We start from the raw sequence: 17614 nt of genomic DNA, 5'->3' as shown, positions 1-17614 counted from the left end.
GCGGGCCCGGAGCGTACGAGGGCCGTTCACCGCGCGGGGTACAGGCTCCGCAGCGCCTCCACCGCCTGGGGCAGCCCATGAGGTCTCAGCATGCCCGCGGGCAGGGACCGGCCCCAGCCGGGGCCGCACAGGAGCACCACCGGGCCGCGCCGGGTCCCCTTCATGCCCCAGCGCGCCCCGGCGACGTGCCGGGCCAGGGCCGGGGCCGCCCGTACGGATTCCTGGGCCCACAGCACGACCGCGACGGGGCCGAGCCGGCGCACCGCCGCGTCCAGTGCCTCGGGCGGTACCGCCGCCCCGAGCATCCGCACCGGCAGCCCTTCGAGGGCGAGGGCCGCGTACAGCGCCTCCAGGGCCAGGGTGTGCTGCTCGCCGGGCACGCAGGCCAGGAGGGTGCGGCCGGGTGCCGGGGCCGTCGGGGGCGGGGCGGGCGGGGCGCCGCGGCGCAGGGCGGTGGAGACGTGCCAGGCGAGCAGGTGCTCCACCTCCACGTACTGCTCGGCCCGGTCGGCCTGTTCGGCGGCGGAGGCCCACCTGCGTCCCACCGCGCGCAGGGTGGGGACCATGACGTTCTCCCAGGCGGCCACGAGCCCGTGGCGGGCGACGGCGGCGGTGAGCCGCTCGTCGAGAGCGGGGGCGTCGAGCCGTACGGCCGCGCGGGCCAGGCCCCGGCACTCCTGGCGTACGTCGCCCAGCGGCAGCGCGCCGGCGGCCCGCGACCTGCCGGGTGGCGGGGCACTCCCCGGCACCGGCGGCGGGCGGTCCGTACCCGCGGCGCGCGCGGCACGCGCCGCGTCCGCCGGGGGGACGCCGGTCGCCGTGAGCCGGCACATCTGCTGCACCGTCACCACGTCCGCAGCCGTCCAGCGACGGTGGCCGCCCTGGGTACGCGCCGTGGGCCCGATGCCGTAGCGGCGGTCCCAGGACCGCAGGGTCATGGGGGAGACGCCGAGGCATCGCGCCAGCACGCCCGTGGTCACCCCCGCGCCGCCCGGTGTGCCCACCGGGGGGCCGGGTGGCGCGGGCGACGGCTGGGCGCCGGAGTCCGCGATGGTCATGAGTCCCTCGTCCCGGGTCGCGTCCGCCGTGTCCGGTTCCGCCTTCCCGGTCGGGCACGCGGCAAGCCCGGGCGGCGCGCTCACTCCACCCGGCCCTCCTCGAGGCTGCGCGCCAGACGCAGCAGGCCGCGCCGGGTGTGGCTCTTGACCGTACCCAGCGGCCATCCGGTGACGTCGGCGATCTGCGTCTGCGTCAGATCCCCGTAGAACGCCAGGCACAGCACCCGCCGCTGGGCGTGCGGCAGGAGGTTCAGCTCCCGCACGAGGTCCAGCCGGTCGAGGACGGCGTCCTGCGGCCGTGCGGGGTCCGCCGCCCCGGTGGACTCGCGGGCCGCCGCCGCGGCGGCGATGCGGGTGCGGCGGGTGCGGGCGGACAGCGCGTCGGCGATCTTGCGGCGGGTGATGCCCACGAGCCACGCGGGCAGCGTCCCCCGGCCGAGCCGGTAGCCGTGGCGCCCGTGCCAGGCGGCGAGGAACACCGTCTGGGTGACGTCCTCGGCCTCCGCACCGTCGCCCAGCGACTGCCCGGCGAGCGACAGGACGAGGGGGGCCCAGCGGCGGTAGACCGCTTCCAGGCTGCCCTCGTCACCCGAGACGAACCGCTGTGCCAGAGCGTGCTCCGGTTCCGCCGCGAGCGCGGGGGACGGAGGGATCACAGCGAGTGCGGTCATGCAGCGGCTCCTTCCAGGGGACGGCCACGTGCCGTGCGGCCACGGTCCGCCCGGCCCCCGCCCACCGCCAACTCGCATCGCTTCTGCATCGGTTCGCCCCACACCGCGGTCGGCATGCCGCCACCGCCCCGGACCACGCGCGGTGGTGACGTCCTCGCGCGGCCCGCGCGCTTCCGGCCCGCGGGGGCACTTTGTGTACTTATCGGGTGAGCCCTGTGTGGCATGGGCGCCCCGCCGCGCGCCCTTATCGGCCCAGCGTGACCGCGGCAGGCTTGGCGACTGCCGACGGTGGCCTCGCTGGAGGCGCTCCGCGTCGTGTGGAGCCGGGGCCCCGCGGACAAGGAGGACGTATGCGATGTCGGACCCCTGGAGTGATGGTGGCGGCGGTGCTCATGCTGCTGGTGGGGGCGGCCGCGGCGCCTGCCGTGGAGCGGGCCGTACCGGCCGCACTGCCGTGCGACAACATTGCCCACCTGCCCACGAGTGACGGGCATGCCAGAGCCAAAGCGGCGGTGCAGCGCGTGGGCGGCGGCTGCGGCAACGCGACGGTGGAGATCGCCGTCTGGGCCGATCTGTCCCTCCGCCCCGACGAACGCATCGCGTACAACAAGCAGTTCTTCTCGCAAGGGTTCCTGCACGCGGCCGGAGCTTGTTTCAACGGCTTCGCCCATGTGCGCGGCATCTACACGGAGATGTACGTGAACGGGCAGAAGGTGGCGGAGTCCGGACGCGCCCAGCTCCCCGGGTGCGTCGCGTAAGCCCCTGGCGTCCCCGCGGCCGCACGGCTGCGGGGACGCCGTCGTGCGCACCCGGCCTCACCGACCGCCGGTCCCCGGACGGAGGGCGTGCGCGCCATCGGCCGGGCGCCCGGCCGTTCTTCGCCGGGGCCCGTCCGTGCCGGTGGGGCGGCGGGGTGCGGCCGCGGTGACCGTGGTGGTGCGGCGTCAGAGCAGGAGGCGTGCCAGAGCGGTCATGTCGGCCTCAGGGTCCACCACCGGCTGGACCACCAGCTCGTCGACCCCTGCCTCCTCCAGCGCGTCGAGCCGCTGTCCGATCTCGTCCCTGGTGCCGATCAGACCGAACCTGTCCACCAGCGAGGGCACGACGAGATCCCGGTCCTCAGGGGACAGCCGGCCGAGGTAGTCGTGGTAGAGCCTGTGGTGGCGGTCGGGGTCCGTGGCGGTGGTGCCGCGGCGGCTGAGCAGGCGGTCGACGGCCGCGGCCTCCTCCTGCGGCAGGGCCGCGCGGAAGGCGGGGTTCTCCACCGCGAGGAGCAGCGCGCTCACCGCGATGTGCCCCATGGCGTCCTTGACGGCATCGCCGTACCGGTCCTCGCCGTCCGCGAGGACGTACAGCGAGGACATGAGGTACGAGCGCGGCTCCTCACCGGTGCCCGCGGCCCGTGCCGCCGCCCGGCGGGCCCGGCCGAGCGCGGACCAGGCCGCGGGGGCGTGCAGCGCGAACGAGATCATCCCCATGCCCAGGCGGCCGGCGACCGCGGCGCCTTGCGGGCCGAGCGCGGCCACGACGAACTCCACCGGGTCCTCGGTGTTGACGTGGCCGTCGACGTGCAGGAAGCGCACCCTGCTGGTCCGGGACCCCTCGCGGTGGTCCGTCTCGCGGCCGGCGGTGAGGTCGCGCAGGGCGGCCGTGAACGACTCCAGCTCCGCCATCCTCGCCGGCCGCATGCCCAGCGCGCGGCGTGCGGTGTTGCCGGTGCCGACGCCGCAGACGACGCGGCCGGGCGCGAGGGCGTTGAGGCTGCCGAGCGCCGCCGCCGCGGCGGGCGCGGAGCGCAGCAACGGTGAGGTGACCCCGATGCCGAGCCTGATCCTGCTGGTGGCCGTGGCGCAGAGCGCGAGGCTGACGAACGGATCGCCGTGGATCATCGGCGAGTCGTACACCCAGAAGCTGCTGTAGCCGAGTTCCTCCGCGCGGGCGGCCAGGTGCTCGACGCCCGGGCGTGCGGCCATGACGATGCCGGTCCGCATGCTGATCCCCCTCGCCGTCGGGTTCCGCGGCTGCGCGACCCACGTCGCGGTCCACCCCGGTGGTGGCTGGGATCGTGCCCCGTCGAGCGGTGGCTACACACGGGCCCGCCCCCACGGGGAGCCGGGGAACGCCGCGCGGCACCGGGGCGGGTCAGAAGGCGTACCTGATCCGCAGCCACGGTGCGTGCTCGGCGAGCAGGCGCCGCAGCCTGGTCAGGGCCTGCTGCTTGACCTCCAGGGCGTACCGCACGTTGAGGGCGCCGTTCTGCGAGCGCTTCGTCTCCTGGATGTCCGGCTGCCACAGCACCTCCTCGGCGCGGGGGTGCCAGCCGAGGTTGACCTCGTGCAGCGCCTGGTTGTGCGTCAGCATGATGACCTCGGCCGCCGCCTGCTCCTTCACCCGGGCGGGCAGGACGTCGTCGAGGTGGACGAGCAGGTCGGCCCAGTCCCCCTCCCAGCCCGGGCGCAGGACGACGGGGGAGAGGTTGAAGTGGACCTCGTAGCCGGCGTCGAGGAAGTCGGCGGCCGCGGCGATCCGCTCGGCGACGGGACTGGTGCGGATGTCCAGCAGCCGGGCGTCGTCGGGCGGCATGACGGAGAAGCGCACCCGCGTACGCCCCTGGGGGTCGAGCGCGAGCAGGTCGGGGTTGACGAACTTGGTCGCGAAGGACGCCTTGGCGGTCGGCAGGCCGCGGAACGCCGCGACGAGGTCCGCGGTGTTGTCGCAGACCAGGGCGTCGACGGAGCAGTCGCCGTTCTCGCCGACGTCGTAGACCCACGCGTGGGGGTCGCACTGGTTGGGCTCCGGCTTCGGCCCCCGGGCCCGCACGTGGCGCCGGATGTGGGCGACGATCGCCTCGATGTTGGTGAACAGGGTGATGGGGTTGGCGTACCCCTTGCGGCGGGGGACGTAGCAGTAGGCGCAGGACATCGCGCACCCGTTGGAGGGCCCCGGAGCGATCCAGTCGGCGGACCTGCCGTTGGGGCGCGTCACGAGGCGGTGCTTGACGCCGAGGACCAGCGTCTCGGTCTTGACGCGCACCCACCGCTCGACGTTGCCGCCGTTGCCGTGCAGCGAGGGGATGCCCCAGTGCCGGGGGACCTCGATGACCCGTACCCCCGGCAGCCGGGCCATGACCTGCTGGCCGCGCGGCGAGTCCAGGGCCGCGGGCTCCGCGTAGACCTCCCGTACGTCGAGCATCCGCCGCGCCTCGGGGCTGTCCCGGAACGCCCCGCGCGCGGGCCGCGCCGGCTCGGTGTCCGCCCACCCGAAGAGCGCCTGCTGCTCGGGCTCGCCCGCACCGGGTCCCGCCGCTGACTGCTCCACGTGCCGTCCCTGTCGTTCTCCCGTACGCGCCCGGTCCCGGGCCGCGCCCCTGCTACGGCGGTGCCGCGCCGCTCAGGAGCCCTTCCCCTGCTTGCGCAGCGCCTGTGGCTTGTGGACGGCGCTCCGGCCGGACTTCTCGCTCTCCACCTCGTACTGCGGCTCTTCCTTCGAGGCGTCGACGGTGCGCCCCGCCGCCTCCGTGCGCCCCGTGATCTTCTTCTTGACCTTCCCCGGAACGGTCTGGCCATGGCTCTTCCAGGAGACGCGATCGCCCTTCGTGAACTTCTCGTCCTTCGCCACGGCCCTGCTCCCTCCACACTTCGCGCGACCTGGTGCACCTCGCCTTTCACTCTCCCGCTCATCGGGGCGGGGCGCATTCCGGGGACCCGGGGCGAAGGGTGAGGGCCAGACCCCCTGGTCGTACGCGCTGGTCGGGCCGATCGTACACATGACGGAGGCCACGGTCGGTGTACGTGGATGTTCCGCCCTGCGCGGAGCGTGGTAGGCCGCAGGGCGGGTGACGCGGCGGTGCGGAACGGGTCCGCCGGTGGGGGGCGCCGGGCCGACAGCGAGGTACGGAGAGGGAGTGGTGCGGATGGGACCCTGGACCGGATGGGTGGCGCTGTCTGTCCATGTGACCGCGGGAGTGGTCGGATTCGGGCTGCGCAGCTGGTTGCACCACCGCGCGACCGGCGACAACGGCTACCGCTTCACCCCGGCGGCGCCGGGCACCCCGCCGTGGTGGTCACCGACGCTCTCGGGCGCGGGGCTGGCGCTGGGCGCGCTGGGCCCCCTGCTCGTCGCGCTCGGGGCGGCGGGCCCGGAGGGGCGGCCGGCCACGGCGCCGGTGTTCTGCGCGGGGCTGGCCGTCGCCGTCGCCGGGTATGCGGGCGTGTTCGCCGCGCAGCAGGCGATGGGCCGCTCCTGGCGGATCGGCGTCGCCGTGGAGGAGCGCACGGCACTGGTGACGGGCGGGGTGTTCGGCCTGGTGCGCAACCCCATCTACACCTCGCTGCTCGTCGGTATGGCGGGCGTGGTGGTGATGGTGCCCGGCTGGCTCCCCCTGCTGGCCTGGGCCCTGGCGTTCACCGGTGTCGAGCTCCAGGTGCGGACCGTCGAGGAGCCCTATCTGGTACGGGCGCACGGCGCGGCCTATCTCGGCTACACCGCGAGGGTGGGGCGGTTCCTGCCCGGCTTGGGGCGGGCGGGGGTCACACCGGCCGGTCAGCGGTGAGCCCGTCCGCCTCGGCCGCCCGTGCGAGGAGTTGGTCCCGGCGGATGACGTCGGTGCCGGTGGCGGGCACAGTGCAGGCGTGGGCGCCGGCGAGGGAGCCGTAGAGGGCGCAGCGCAGGGGCGGCTCGCCGGACAGCAGGCCGAAGAGGTAGCCGGAGGCGAAGGCGTCCCCCGCTCCGTTGGAGTCCACCACCGGCGCCGGGGGAGCGGCGGCCGGGACGTGGGTCAACTCCCCGTCGGCGAGGAGGTACGCGCCCTCCGCCTCGGCCGTGGCGACGACCGCCTCGGCCCGGCCGCGCGCGGCGATCCGCCGCATGGTCCGCTCCGGGTCGGCCAGGGCGGCCGTCGACAGGAACACCACGTCGGCCTCGTGGGCGAAGGCCTCGTGGTACGGCTCGTGACCGTCCCAGTCGTGCAGGTCGGTCGAGACGGACACCCCCGCCGCCCGCAGGGTGGGCAGGGCGTGGGCGCAGGGCGGGGTGAGGGAGACGTGCGCGTGGCGGCTCGCGCCCGCGAGGGCCGCCACCGTGGCGGGCGGCAGCCGGTCGGCCTCGTGCGAGCGGGTGTTGTCGTACAGGGAGAGGCGCCGGCCGTCCGGCGACACCAGGTTCACCGCCCGCTTGGTCCCCGCGGACAGCGGGACCTCGGTGAGCGCGATGCCCCGGTCCCGGTGCAGCGCGCGCACCAGGTCGCCCGGATGGTCGTCGCCGATGAGGTCGATGTGGTGCGTCCGCAGCCCCAGCGCGTGCACGCCCATCGCCACGAAGTCACCGGTCTGCCCGGCCCGCATGTCGATGGCGGGGACCATGTAGCTGTCGGCGAGGGGCAGCGGCAGCTCGGGGACGTACACGGTCGTGTCCACCCCGGCACCACCCAGGACGAGGACGTCGATGTCGTCGAGGTCAGCGGGCATGGATCCTCCCTGGGCGCGGTCGGCGGGGACGGCGGGGCCCGGCTCGTCTCGTCTCGTCCCGGCCAGAGGGCAGTCAAGCACGTCGCGCGGCGGCGATGGAAGCACTTCCGCAATCTTGCAGAGCGGTTGCGGTGTGCGGTGTCCGCGCGGTCCTTGGCTTCCGGGCCGGGGGTGGGGTGTCGGGTCAGCAACTCCCCCTGCGGGCAGGGGAATTCACCGATTCGCCGGGAAGCGTGGAGTTGGGCCCTCCGCGGGGGCGGCCCTCCGTCGCGGCGGCGCGTCGCGCAGGGACGCCTGGCCCGGGCCGTTCGCCGGTACCGCGAGCGGCGCGCCTGGTGGCGCGGCCTGGCACCCGCCCGCCGTCAGGCGGACCGGCGGTCCTCCTGCCGCCCCGACGCGGTCGACTCGCGGACCACCAGTTCCGGCAGGAACACGAACTCGCTGTGCGGGGCGGGGGTGCCGCCGATCTCCTCCAGGAGCGTGCGGACCGCGGCCTGGCCCATGGCCTGGACGGGCTGGCGCACGGTGGTCAGCGGGGGATCGGTGAACGCGATGAGCGGCGAGTCGTCGAAGCCGACCACCGAGATGTCCCGCGGCACCTCCAGACCGCGCTCGCGGGCGGCCCGGACGGCGCCGAGCGCCATCATGTCGCTGGCGCACACGACCGCGGTGCACCCCTTGTCGATCAGGGTGCCCGCGGCGGCCTGGCCGCCCTCCAGGGAGTACAGGGAGTGCTCGATCAGCTCGCCGGATTCGTCGGCCGGCAGGCCGAGGCGCTCCCGCATGGCGAGCTGGAAGCCCTCGATCTTGCGCAGGACGGGCACGAAGCGCCGGGGGCCCACCGCGAGGCCGATGCGGGTGTGGCCGAGCGACGCCAGGTGGGTGACGGCCAGGCGCGCCGCAGCCCGGTCGTCGGTCGACACGAACGGCGCCCGCACCTGGGCGGAGAAGCCGTTGACCAGGACGAACGGCACGCCCTTGCCGCGCAGTGCCTCGTAGCGGCCCAGGTCGGCGGTGGTGTCGGCGTGCAGCCCGGAGACGAAGATGATGCCCGCGACGCCCCGGTCCACCAGCATCTCGGTGAGCTCGTCCTCGGTGGAGCCGCCGGGGGTCTGGGTGGCGAGCACGGGCGTGTAGCCCTGGCGGGTCAGGCTCTGCGCGATGACCTGGGCGAGCGCGGGGAAGATGGGGTTGTCCAGCTCGGGTGTGATCAGCCCGACGAGACCGGCGCTGCCGCGCTGCCGCAGCCGTGGCGGGCGCTCGAACCCGAGCACGTCGAGCGCCGCGAGGACGGATTCCCGGGTGGCCGCGGCGACACCGGGCTTGCCGTTCAGTACCCGGCTCACGGTGGCTTCGCTGACCCCTGCCTGCGCTGCGATGTCGACGAGCCGTGCGGTCATGGAACCGGACTGTACCTGTCATCCGCCCGATTGCCCACCAGCCGTGCAAGCTTGCGGAAAGCCTCCGTTTTCCCAAGGAACCTGCGGAATTCGGGGGCGGGGCACCGGGGGAGCGGGGCCGCCTCGGGGTGCCGTACGCGATCACCGGCCGCGGTCGCGGCGAACTCCGGAGCGGGCGTCGGCCCACCGAACTCACCGCCTCGCCGAACTGGCCGACTCGCCAATTCGCCTTCTCGCCTACTGGCTCGCCAACTCGCCCAAGAGCTCAACGGGACGGCGTGACCACGCCGAACCACTGCTCGGCGCCCCACTCCTCGAACCGCCGCACCTCGGTGAACCCCAGCTTCGCGGCGAGGCGCATCGAGCGGTCGTTGGCGGTCTGGGTGCAGAGCACCACCGGCTCACCAGGAAGCGCGCCGGCGAACCAGGCGAGAGCCGCCGCGCACGCCTCGGTGGCATACCCGCATCCCCATGCCTCCGGCAGCAGCAGGTAACCGAGTTCGGCCTCTCCGGCCTCCGGGTGGAGGTGTCCCGGCCGCTCCGCGTCGCGCCGGTCGAGCGTGACCGTGCCGATCATCGCCCCGTCGAGTTCGATCACGAAAAGACCAGGGCGCCGCCCGGGCACTTCGGGCACCGCGCTCTCGAGTTCCTCGCGCGGCCGGGGGCCACCGAGGTACGCGCGCACCTCCGGCGAGGCGAACAGCTCGATGAACGCCGCACGGTCCCGGGCCTCTGCCTCGCGCAGCACGAGCCGTTCGGTCCGTATCGGGTCGGGCGGCCAGTCGACGGGTCCGAGTCCGGTCATGGCGGGCAACTTATCGCAGCGCGGGGCCTCGACGGCCGCGGAGGGAGGAGGGCCCGGCGCCGGCCCGGTCGGGGCAGCGGGGAAACGATGTGGCCCCGGGCCCTCGTTCCGTGGTCCCGGTCCGAACGGCCGGGCGCGTGGGGCCCGTTGCCCGGGCCCCCGGCCGCTCGGACCGGAGTCGTAAGGGAACGTAACACCGTCGCAATGTCTTGCGAAAGGTTTTGCGGTGGATGAAATCCAGGACATCGCGGAGCAACACCTGCCCGTGCCGGAAGGGTTGACCGCCGTTCCGAGGGGTCGTACGGTCTCGACCGAAATCGGCGTTGAAATGTTGCTGCAACAACCTTCAACGGCCTGACGGGCACGGCGCGTTGCCGGACAAGGCCAACCAGCCATCCCCCCACTGACGCAGGAGACCCCTCATGGCTGCCCGGAAGAACCGAGTCCACAGACTGCTCGCCACCGTCGTCGCCCTCGCCGCCGGAGCCGCCGGCAGCCTCGTCGCGGGCGCCCCGCAGGCGCAGGCCGCCCCGCCCGGCGGCAAGGACGTCACCGCCGTGCTCTTCGAGTGGAAGTACGAGTCGGTGGCCAGGGCGTGCAGGGACCGGCTCGGCCCGGACGGGTACGGCGCCGTCCAGGTGTCGCCGCCCCAGGAGCGCCTCCAGGGCGAGGCGTGGTGGGCCGCGTACCAGCCCGTCAGCTACCGGATCGGCACCCGGCTCGGTGACCGCGCCGCGTTCCGGAACATGGTCGAGGCCTGCCACTCCGCGGGCGTCAAGGTGGTCACCGACGCGGTGATCAACCACATGACGAACGCCTCCGGCACCGGTTCCGCGGGCTCGCGCTTCACCAAGTACGACTACCCCGGCACGTACTCGGCCGCCGACATGAACGACTGCCAGGCGCCCATCAGCACCTACCAGGACCGGTGGAACGTCCAGCACTGCGAACTGGGCGGCCTGGCCGACCTGGACACCGGCGAGGAGTACGTCCGCGGCAGGATCGCTGCCTACCTCAACGACCTGCTGTCCCTCGGCGTCGACGGCTTCCGCGTCGACGCGGCCAAGCACATGCCCGTCGACGACCTCAAGAACATCAAGTCCCGGCTGACGAAGCCGGACGTCTACTGGAAGCAGGAGACGCTGTACGGCGCGCACGAGGCGGTCTCGCCGAGCGAGTACACCGCCACCGGCGACGTCCAGGAGTTCCGCTACGCCTGGGACCTCAAGCGTGTCCTCAACGACGAGAAGCTCGCCTACCTCAAGAACTACGGCGAGGGCTGGGGCTACCTGCCGGGCTCCACGTCCTCCGTCTTCGTCACCAACCACGACACCGAGCGCCACGGCCAGACCCTCAGCTACAAGGACGGCGCGACGTACACCCTCGCCCACGTCTTCATGCTGGCCTGGCCCTACGGCTCCCCGGACGTGCACTCCGGCTACGAGTTCAGCAACCCCGACGCCGGTTCGCCCGACGGCGGCCACGTGCGGGCCTGCTACAGCGGCGGCTGGAAGTGCCAGCACGCCTGGCCCGAGATCAGGAGCATGGTCAAGTTCCGCAACACCGCGCGCGGCACCGGCGTCACCCACTGGTGGGACAACGGCAACGACGCCATCGCGTTCGGCCGCGGCAGCAAGGCGTACGTGGTGATCAACCACGAGGGCTCCACCGTCGACCGGACCTTCCAGACGTCCCTGGCCCCGGGCACCTACTGCGACGTCCAGAGCGGCAGGAGCGTCACCGTGGACGGCTCGGGCCGCTTCCGGGCCGCCGTCGCACCGGACACCGCGCTGGCCCTGCACACCGACGCCCGGAAGTGCTGAGCGAGGGGGCCTCACGCGTGGCTGAGGAGCACCGGCGGTGCCGCGCACTCCGCGAGGACCTGGCCGGAGGGTCGGCGGCTACCGGTGCGCGGCCAGGAACGGCAGGACGGCGGCGGCCATCTCGGCAGGTACTTCCTCCGCGAGGTCGTGGCCCGCGTCGAAGACGCGTCCGGTGACGTCGTGGGCCACGAACCGTGCCTGCTCCGCGGTGCGCTCGCCGATGAAGGCGGAGCCGCCGAGCGCCAGGACGGGGATGTCGAGCTTCTTCCGGGCGGCCTCCCGGTTCTGCTCGGCGTCGGTGAGCATCGCCCGGTAGACGGCGAGCATGGCGCGGATGCCGCCGGGCAGGGAGTAGCAGCGCACGTACTCCTCGACGGCGTCGGGGGTGGCGGTGTCGGGGTGGCTGCGCTCGTTCTTGATCATGTAGGTGATCAGTTCGCGCTCGTGCCCGGAGATCAGCATCTCGGGTATGTCGGGCTGGAAGTAGAAGCCCAGGTGCCACAGGTGCATGCCGGAGACGTTCTCGGGGGTGAGGGCGGTGTGGTCCTCGAAGCCGAAGCCGGGGAGGAGGGCCTCGGCGAAGACGAGGGAGGTGACGTGGTCGCGGTGGCGGGCGGCGAGCTGGTAGCCGATCACCGCGCCCCAGTCCTCGCCGGCCACGGCGTAGGTCTCGTGTCCGAGGCGGGCCATCAGCTCGGCGATGTCGTCGCTCATCGTCGCGGAGTCGTAGCCGTCCGCGGGGCGGGCGGAGTCGCCGAGGCCGCGCAGGTCGGGTACGACGACGGTGTGGTGGGGCGCCAGCTCCGGGACCAGGTGGCGCCAGTGGTAGCCGGTCTTCGGTATGCCGTGCAGCAGCACGACCGCCGGGCCGGACCCGGCCGTCCGGTAGTGCAGGCTCGTGCCGTTGACCGCGGCTCGGCCGGTGCGCAGGGGCGCTCCGTCATGGTCGTACATCATGGGACATCCACTTTCTTGAGCGTACGTTCCAGAATGAGGGCATGGGAACCGAACGTCCGACGGGGGTCGCGAGGACCGTCAGTCGAGAGTGGTCAGCGCGACGTCGATGAGGGGTTCGAGGGCCCGTGGGTCCGGGGTGATCTTCGAGGAGACCAGCAAGCCGTTGAGGAAGGTGACGAGGAAGGCGGCGAGCGCGTGCGGGTCGTGCCGCTCGGCGATCTCGCCCCGCTCCCTCGCCGCCCGCAGCACCTCGGCCAGCGCCTCCCGGCTCGCGTCCTGCATGTCCTGCACGGTGCGCCGGGTCGCCGTGTCCGGCGGCAGCCGTTCGCAGACGGCGTTGACGGCCAGGCAGCCCCGGCCGCCGCCACCGGCGGCGATGCGGATCCGCTCCGTCAAGAGCGTGCGGATCGCCGCGCGGGCGTCCGCCTCCTCCTCCAGGTCGCGCAGGGCGGCTGCCGCGATGGTGGTGCGGTAGTGCTCCAGCGCGGCTCGGTACAGGCCGTCCTTGCCGCCGAACGCGGCGTACAAGGATCCCTGCCCGATCCCGAGGTGCCGGGTCAGGTCGCGCACCGAGGTCGCCTCGTAGCCACGCGCCCAGAACAGCTCCATGGCGCGGCTCACCGCCGCCTCGGTGTCGAACTCCCGGGTCCTTGCCATGATTTCACCCTAGCGTATCTGGATCGCTCGCTCAAGAATGGCGGCTGGGGCCTGGTCACTCGCCGGTGCGCAGGTGCTGCACGGCCGTGCGCCGTTCGACCGGCCTGGTTCGGCCGCCGGCTACCGGTCCTGCGACAGGGCGTACATCTCGGCGAAGAGCGATCCCGGGGTGTCGCGCAGGGTGTCGAAGGTGCCGTGCTCGGCGATGCGGCCGTGGTCGAGGACCAGGACGCGGTCGGCGAGGCGGGTGTTGTCCAGGCGGTGGGTGACGATCACGGTGATCCGGTCGTGGCTCATGGCCTTGAGGGCGGTGAAGATCTGGTGTTCCCCGCGGGCGTCGAGCTGGCTGGTCGGCTCGTCGAGGATCAGTACGGCCGGCTTGCGGTACAGGGCTCGCGCGCAGGCGAAGCGCTGCCACTGGCCGCCGGAGAGTTCGGCCCCGCCGAACCACTCGCGGGCCAGGAGGGTGTCGAGGCCGTGCGGCAGGTCCTCGATCGCCTCGCGCAGGCCGACCTGGTCGACGGCTTCCCACACCGGGCCGTCGTGGTGGGTGCGGGGCTGGCCCTGGGTGACGTTCTCGCGCGCCCGCAGCGGCCACTTGGCGAAGTCCTGCGTGACGACGCCCGTGTGGCACCACGCGGCGTCCGCGTCGAGGTCGCGGGTGTCGACGCCGTCCCACAGGACACGGCCCTTGTCCGGGAGGGTGACCGCGGTGATCAGGTTCATCAGGGTGGACTTGCCCGCTCCGTTCGCCCCGACGACCGCGACGACCTCGCCCCGCTCCAGGGTGAGGGACAGCCCGTCCAGGGCGGGCCGGTCCTTGGCCGGGTACGTGTAGGACACGCCGTCCACGCGCACCGTCGCCGGGGCCTGCGGCGTGCGGGTGCCGCGCTGCCGCGCCGCGCGTTCGGCGCGTCGCAGGAAGGTGCGGAGGTCGTCGAGGTACATGCCGGTGTTCAGGATGTTGGCCGCGTAGGTCACCGCGGTGCCCAGCGAGGCGAGCACGGACTTCAGCCCGACGATGGCGGTGGCGGCGACGGCCAGGCCCAGGTGGCCGTGCGTGGCGAGGTAGGCCAGGGCGCTCCAGATGAGGACCTGGAACACACCGCCGACCGCCGCGGCCGCCAGCACGGCGCGCGCCTTGCGAGGGGCGGCGGCGATGGTGCGGGCGTCCATGCGCCGGGAGATGGAGGCGTACCAGAACCGCACGTAGTCGGTCATGCCGTTCGCGCGGACCTCGGCGGCGTGCTTGGGCACGGTCGCCCACCAGCGCACCATGTGCCGTACGTTCTCGTCGGCGAGGTTCAGGTAGTGCGTCTGGTAGCTGATGCGCGCGGAGAGGATCTCGCCGACCCCGGCCGGGACGATGGCCAGCGCGACCAGCGGCAGCAGGACCGGGTGCAGCATCGTGAGCGCGCCCATGGCGCCGGTCATCTGCAGGAGCGCGGACATGCATCGCTGCACGTCGGTGACGAGGTTCGCGGTGCGCTGCACACCGGCTTTCGCCGCCGTCTTCTCGTCGTGGAAACCCGGCTCCTCCATCGCCGTCATCTCCGCCCGGCACACCGTCTCCACGAAACGGGTGTCGGCCTGGGAGACCAGCAGCGGCGTGACCCGCCCCGAGGCGTAGGAGCCCAGCACGGTGAACACCCTGGCCACGGCGGCGGCGCCGACGACCACCGCCAGCGCCGGGAGCGCGGCCTCGATACGGGAGGCGGCGTCCGCCCCGCCCAGCAGGGGCCGCATGGCGCGGGCGGTGGCGGCAAGGAGCACGGCCTGGGAGGCGCCGGCGACCAGTTGGCACACGCCCAGCAGGAGCACGGCCCGGCGGTCCACGCGCCAGGCCATCTTCAGCGTCCACCACACGGCCGCGGGCAGCCGGCGCACGACCGTACGGGCGGTGATCCCCGCCAGCCGGTTGGCCGCGTCCTTGGCTTCGAACCGCAGATCGGCCGGTGGGGGTGGGGGCGGTGGGGCGGTGCTCGCGCGTGAGGGGTCGGGCGTCGTCAACTGCGCACCTCCTGAGCGGGGTTCGGCCCTCGTGGCCGCACTTCTCGGTGATGCCGCACTCAACGACGAGCCGCAGTCGTTCGAACACACGTGTTTCGGACGAAGCAGGTCCCGCACGGATACGGGGCGGCAGCGACTGCCGGATGCACCGACCCGTACGGCGGACGGCCCGCGCCGATCCGATGGGTGGCCGAAACGCCGCGCGGGGCGTCGGCGCCGGTGAACCCCGCGACCACGGCCGCCACCGCCGCATCCGCCAGCGGCGGGGGGCAGCCGCCTCAGGGCGTCGTCGTGCGCGTTCCGTCCTGGTCGGTGAGGACGAGCGTGCAGGACTCCCCGGGCTCCACCGGCACCGTCCGGTCCGTGAGTGCGATGTCGATCGGGCCCTGGTCGGAGTCCGGCACGGTGACGCTCAGCCGTCCCGCGCCCAGCCGCAGCCGGACACCCCAGTGGCCCCGGTAGCGGACCGCGAAGCCGTACTCGGACAGCTCCGGCAGCGGGACGGGGTCGAGGCGCAGGGTTCCGTCGCGGGTCTCCAGGCCGGTCAGGCCGCGCTGGACCAGGTCGAGGGTGCCCGCCATGGCGCCCAGGTGGATGCCCTCGCCGGTGGTGCCGCCCTGGACGTCGGCGATGTCCCCGGCCAGTGCCTCCTGGACGAACGCCCAGGCGTCCGCGCGACGGGCACGGGCCAGGATCCAGCCGTGGACGAGGCTGCTGAGGGTGGAGCCGTGGCTGGTGCGGGCCAGGTAGTGGTCGACGGTGCGCTGCCAGGTGGCGTCGTCGAGTCCGTACCCGAGGCGGGCGAAGAGGCCCCGCAGTTCGGCGGGCGGGAAGAGGTAGCCGAGCATCAGGACGTCGGCCTGCTTGGACGCCTGGTAGTTGTTGACGCTGTCGCCCTCGGCCTCCAGGATGCGGTCCAGGCGCCGGATGTCGCCGTACCGGGACCGGTAGCCCGCCCAGTCGAGCTCGGCCAGCTCGCCGTACCCCTGGAACTGGCTGATGACCCTGTCGTGGAACGGCACGTGCAGCTTCCGCGAGACGTCCTCCCAGGCGTCGAGTTCGTCGGGGTCGAGGGCGATCCGCTCGTACAGGTCCCGGCGGCGCGGTACCGGCAGGGCGCGGAGCAGGTCGAGGGCGCGGGCCAGCACCCAGGCGGCGGTGAGTTGGTGTACGCGTTGTCGTCGAGGCCCGGGCGCGGGGACGCCGGGTAGGCCTCGTGGTACTCGTCGGGGCCGACCACCCCGCGAATCCGGTAGCGGCCGAGCGTCCCGTCGTACGTGGCGAGCCCGGCCCAGAAGCGGGCGATCTGCGCCAGCATCTCGGCGCCCTTGGTGTGCAGGAACTCGGTGTCGCCGGTGGCCTCGCAGTACTGCCACACGTTGTACGCGACGGCCGAGCCGACGTGGTGCTGGAGGCGGGAGTGGTCGGGCAGCCAGCGCCCCGAGCGCGGGTTGAGGTGCAGCCGCTGCGTCTCCTCGCGGCCGTCGCTGCCGCTCTGCCACGGGTACATGGCGCCGCTGTGCCCCGCGTCCCGGGCGGCGGAGCAGGCCCGCTCCAGGCGGCGGTGGCGGTAGGTGAGCAGGGCGCGGGAAACCTCCGGAAAGTGCAGGTTCAGGTAGGGCAGGACGAACAGCTCGTCCCAGAAGACGTGGCCGCGGTAGGCCTCGCCGTGCAGTCCGCGGGCCGGGACGCCGACGTCCAGGTCGGCGGTGTGCGGGGACAGGGTCTGCAGCACGTGGAAGAGGTGCAGGCGCAGGACCGGACCGGCGCTGCCGGGGACGTCCAGCTCGGCGTTGCGCCACAACTGGCTCCAGGCGGTGCGGTGCGAGGCCAGCAGGGCGGCGAAGTCCGGCGCGCGGCGCACCCGGTCGACGGCGGCGTGCAGCGGGTCGCTGATCGCGGGGTCGCGGGAGGTGTGCAGGGCGACGGTCTTGTCGACGGTCACGGGCCGCCCGTCGGTGAGGGAGAGCCGCAGCAGGTGCACGGCCCGCCCGTCGTCGTGCCGGACGGTAACCGGCGCCGGGGCGTCGGCCCTGGTGCGGGCGGCGAGGCCCACGCGGATGTCGGAGGTCGTGGTGCGGCAGCGCAGCCACACCGTGGTGCCGTCCTCACAGGCCCCGGCGTGGGCGTGGGTGAGGTGGCGCGCGGCCAGCCGCCGGTAGCGCTCGACGCCGCGGTTGGTGACGGCCCCGTCGAGCGCCGACTCGACGTCCAGGTCCCCGGTCCAGCCCTCCGCGGTGAACTCGGTGCGCAGCACCGCCAGGTGCGGGTCCCCCATGTGGACCAGGCGCACTTGCCGCACGGCCAGCCGGAGGCCGTCGTCGTCCTCGTAGCGCAGGGTACGGGTGAGGGTGCCGGAGCGCAGATCGAGGCTCTGGCGGTGTTCGAGGAGCTTGTGGGTGTCCGGGGACAGCCACGCGCCCGAGCCGGTGCGGAAGCGCAGCGGCAGCCAGTTGGGCAGGTTGACCATGTCCTCGTTCTCGATCCTCAGCCCGGCCACGTCGGACGTCAGCCGGTTGTAGCAGCCGGCCGCGTACGTGCCGGGGTAGTGCACGGAGTCCGCGGCGCACTCGGGGGCGGCGCCGCGGGTGGCGAAGTAGCCGTTGCCGAGGGTGCACAGCGACTCCCGCAGCCGTTCGCGCGCCGGTTCGTAGCCCTCGTAGGTCCAGGTCCAGTCGGCGTGGTCGGGGAAGACGGCCGGGTCGGTACCGTCGGGCATGGTCGGTCCTCCGATGTGCGCGGTGCGGCCCGGCCCGGGGCCGGTGGTC

Annotated in this window: 14 protein-coding genes and 2 pseudogenes; 4 read left to right on the top strand and 12 right to left on the bottom strand. The window is 73.6% G+C overall.

The window, feature by feature from the left end:
• Positions 1-26 precede the first annotated feature (26 nt).
• Complete coding sequence (locus QK440_RS15070) at positions 27-1058, bottom strand: MerR family transcriptional regulator (protein WP_282793595.1); 1032 nt, start codon at positions 1056-1058, stop codon at positions 27-29.
• Positions 1059-1138: 80 nt separating this feature from the next.
• Positions 1139-1729 (bottom strand): sigma-70 family RNA polymerase sigma factor, encoded by a 591-nt coding sequence (locus QK440_RS15065; protein WP_282793594.1) that lies wholly within the window; start codon positions 1727-1729, stop codon positions 1139-1141.
• A 350-nt stretch (positions 1730-2079) separates the two neighbouring features.
• Between QK440_RS15065 and QK440_RS15060 the strand changes: the two genes are divergently transcribed.
• Positions 2080-2487: a hypothetical protein gene (locus tag QK440_RS15060; RefSeq protein WP_282793593.1), complete on the top strand. Its 408-nt coding sequence runs from the start codon at positions 2080-2082 to the stop codon at positions 2485-2487.
• A 186-nt stretch (positions 2488-2673) separates the two neighbouring features.
• Here QK440_RS15060 and QK440_RS15055 read toward each other — a convergent pair whose 3' ends face one another.
• The 3 genes from QK440_RS15055 to QK440_RS15045 form a co-directional block, all read right to left on the bottom strand.
• Entirely contained in the window at positions 2674-3720 is a 1047-nt protein-coding gene (locus QK440_RS15055) for an LLM class flavin-dependent oxidoreductase (RefSeq protein WP_282793592.1), read from the bottom strand.
• A gap of 151 nt (positions 3721-3871) precedes the next feature.
• On the bottom strand, positions 3872-5047 hold the full coding sequence (locus QK440_RS15050) for a spore photoproduct lyase family protein (RefSeq protein WP_282793591.1): 1176 nt from the start codon (positions 5045-5047) through the stop codon (positions 3872-3874).
• Between the two features lie 72 nt (positions 5048-5119).
• Complete coding sequence (locus tag QK440_RS15045) at positions 5120-5347, bottom strand: DUF2945 domain-containing protein (RefSeq protein ID WP_282793590.1); 228 nt, start codon at positions 5345-5347, stop codon at positions 5120-5122.
• A gap of 295 nt (positions 5348-5642) precedes the next feature.
• Between QK440_RS15045 and QK440_RS15040 the strand changes: the two genes are divergently transcribed.
• Positions 5643-6281: an isoprenylcysteine carboxylmethyltransferase family protein gene (locus tag QK440_RS15040; RefSeq protein WP_282793589.1), complete on the top strand. Its 639-nt coding sequence runs from the start codon at positions 5643-5645 to the stop codon at positions 6279-6281.
• Here QK440_RS15040 and QK440_RS15035 read toward each other — a convergent pair.
• From QK440_RS15035 to QK440_RS15025, 3 genes are all read right to left on the bottom strand, one after another.
• Positions 6259-7194, bottom strand: coding sequence for an adenosine kinase (locus QK440_RS15035; RefSeq protein WP_282793588.1), 936 nt, complete (start codon positions 7192-7194; stop codon positions 6259-6261). The genes QK440_RS15040 and QK440_RS15035 overlap by 23 nt on opposite strands.
• 362 nt (positions 7195-7556) lie before the next feature.
• Positions 7557-8594, bottom strand: a complete 1038-nt coding sequence (locus tag QK440_RS15030) for a LacI family DNA-binding transcriptional regulator (RefSeq protein ID WP_282793587.1) — start codon at positions 8592-8594, stop codon at positions 7557-7559.
• Positions 8595-8859: 265 nt separating this feature from the next.
• The gene (locus QK440_RS15025) at positions 8860-9399 is read right to left on the bottom strand and encodes a GNAT family N-acetyltransferase (RefSeq protein WP_282793586.1); all 540 of its coding nucleotides are present in this window, start codon (positions 9397-9399) and stop codon (positions 8860-8862) included.
• A 226-nt stretch (positions 9400-9625) separates the two neighbouring features.
• Between QK440_RS15025 and QK440_RS15020 the strand changes: the two genes are divergently transcribed.
• A complete protein-coding gene (locus tag QK440_RS15020) occupies positions 9626-9757 on the top strand; it encodes a hypothetical protein (protein WP_282793585.1) in 132 nt (43 codons plus the stop codon).
• 64 nt (positions 9758-9821) lie between these two features.
• A pseudogene (locus QK440_RS15015) lies at positions 9822-11219 on the top strand (alpha-amylase family protein); the annotation flags it as partial.
• Positions 11220-11300: 81 nt separating this feature from the next.
• Here the strand turns inward: QK440_RS15015 and QK440_RS15010 are convergent.
• The 4 genes and pseudogenes from QK440_RS15010 to QK440_RS14995 all read right to left on the bottom strand — a co-directional run bounded on the left by QK440_RS15010 (position 11301) and on the right by QK440_RS14995 (position 17565).
• Positions 11301-12179 (bottom strand): alpha/beta fold hydrolase, encoded by an 879-nt coding sequence (locus tag QK440_RS15010; RefSeq protein WP_282793584.1) that lies wholly within the window; start codon positions 12177-12179, stop codon positions 11301-11303.
• Between the two features lie 78 nt (positions 12180-12257).
• Positions 12258-12836, bottom strand: coding sequence for a TetR/AcrR family transcriptional regulator (locus tag QK440_RS15005; protein WP_282793583.1), 579 nt, complete (start codon positions 12834-12836; stop codon positions 12258-12260).
• Between the two features lie 120 nt (positions 12837-12956).
• Positions 12957-14684, bottom strand: a complete 1728-nt coding sequence (locus QK440_RS15000) for an ABC transporter ATP-binding protein (RefSeq protein ID WP_282793629.1) — start codon at positions 14682-14684, stop codon at positions 12957-12959.
• A gap of 440 nt (positions 14685-15124) precedes the next feature.
• Positions 15125-17565 (bottom strand): annotated as a pseudogene (locus QK440_RS14995) (glycosyl hydrolase family 65 protein).
• Between the last annotated feature and the right edge of the window lie 49 nt (positions 17566-17614).

It is taken from the genome of Streptomyces sp. CC224B (assembly GCF_030010595.1).
In the GTDB taxonomy this organism is placed as follows: domain Bacteria; phylum Actinomycetota; class Actinomycetes; order Streptomycetales; family Streptomycetaceae; genus Streptomyces; species Streptomyces longispororuber.
The sequence above is the reverse complement of the archived record's forward strand: the minus strand, read 5'-3'. Positions and strand labels throughout refer to the sequence as shown.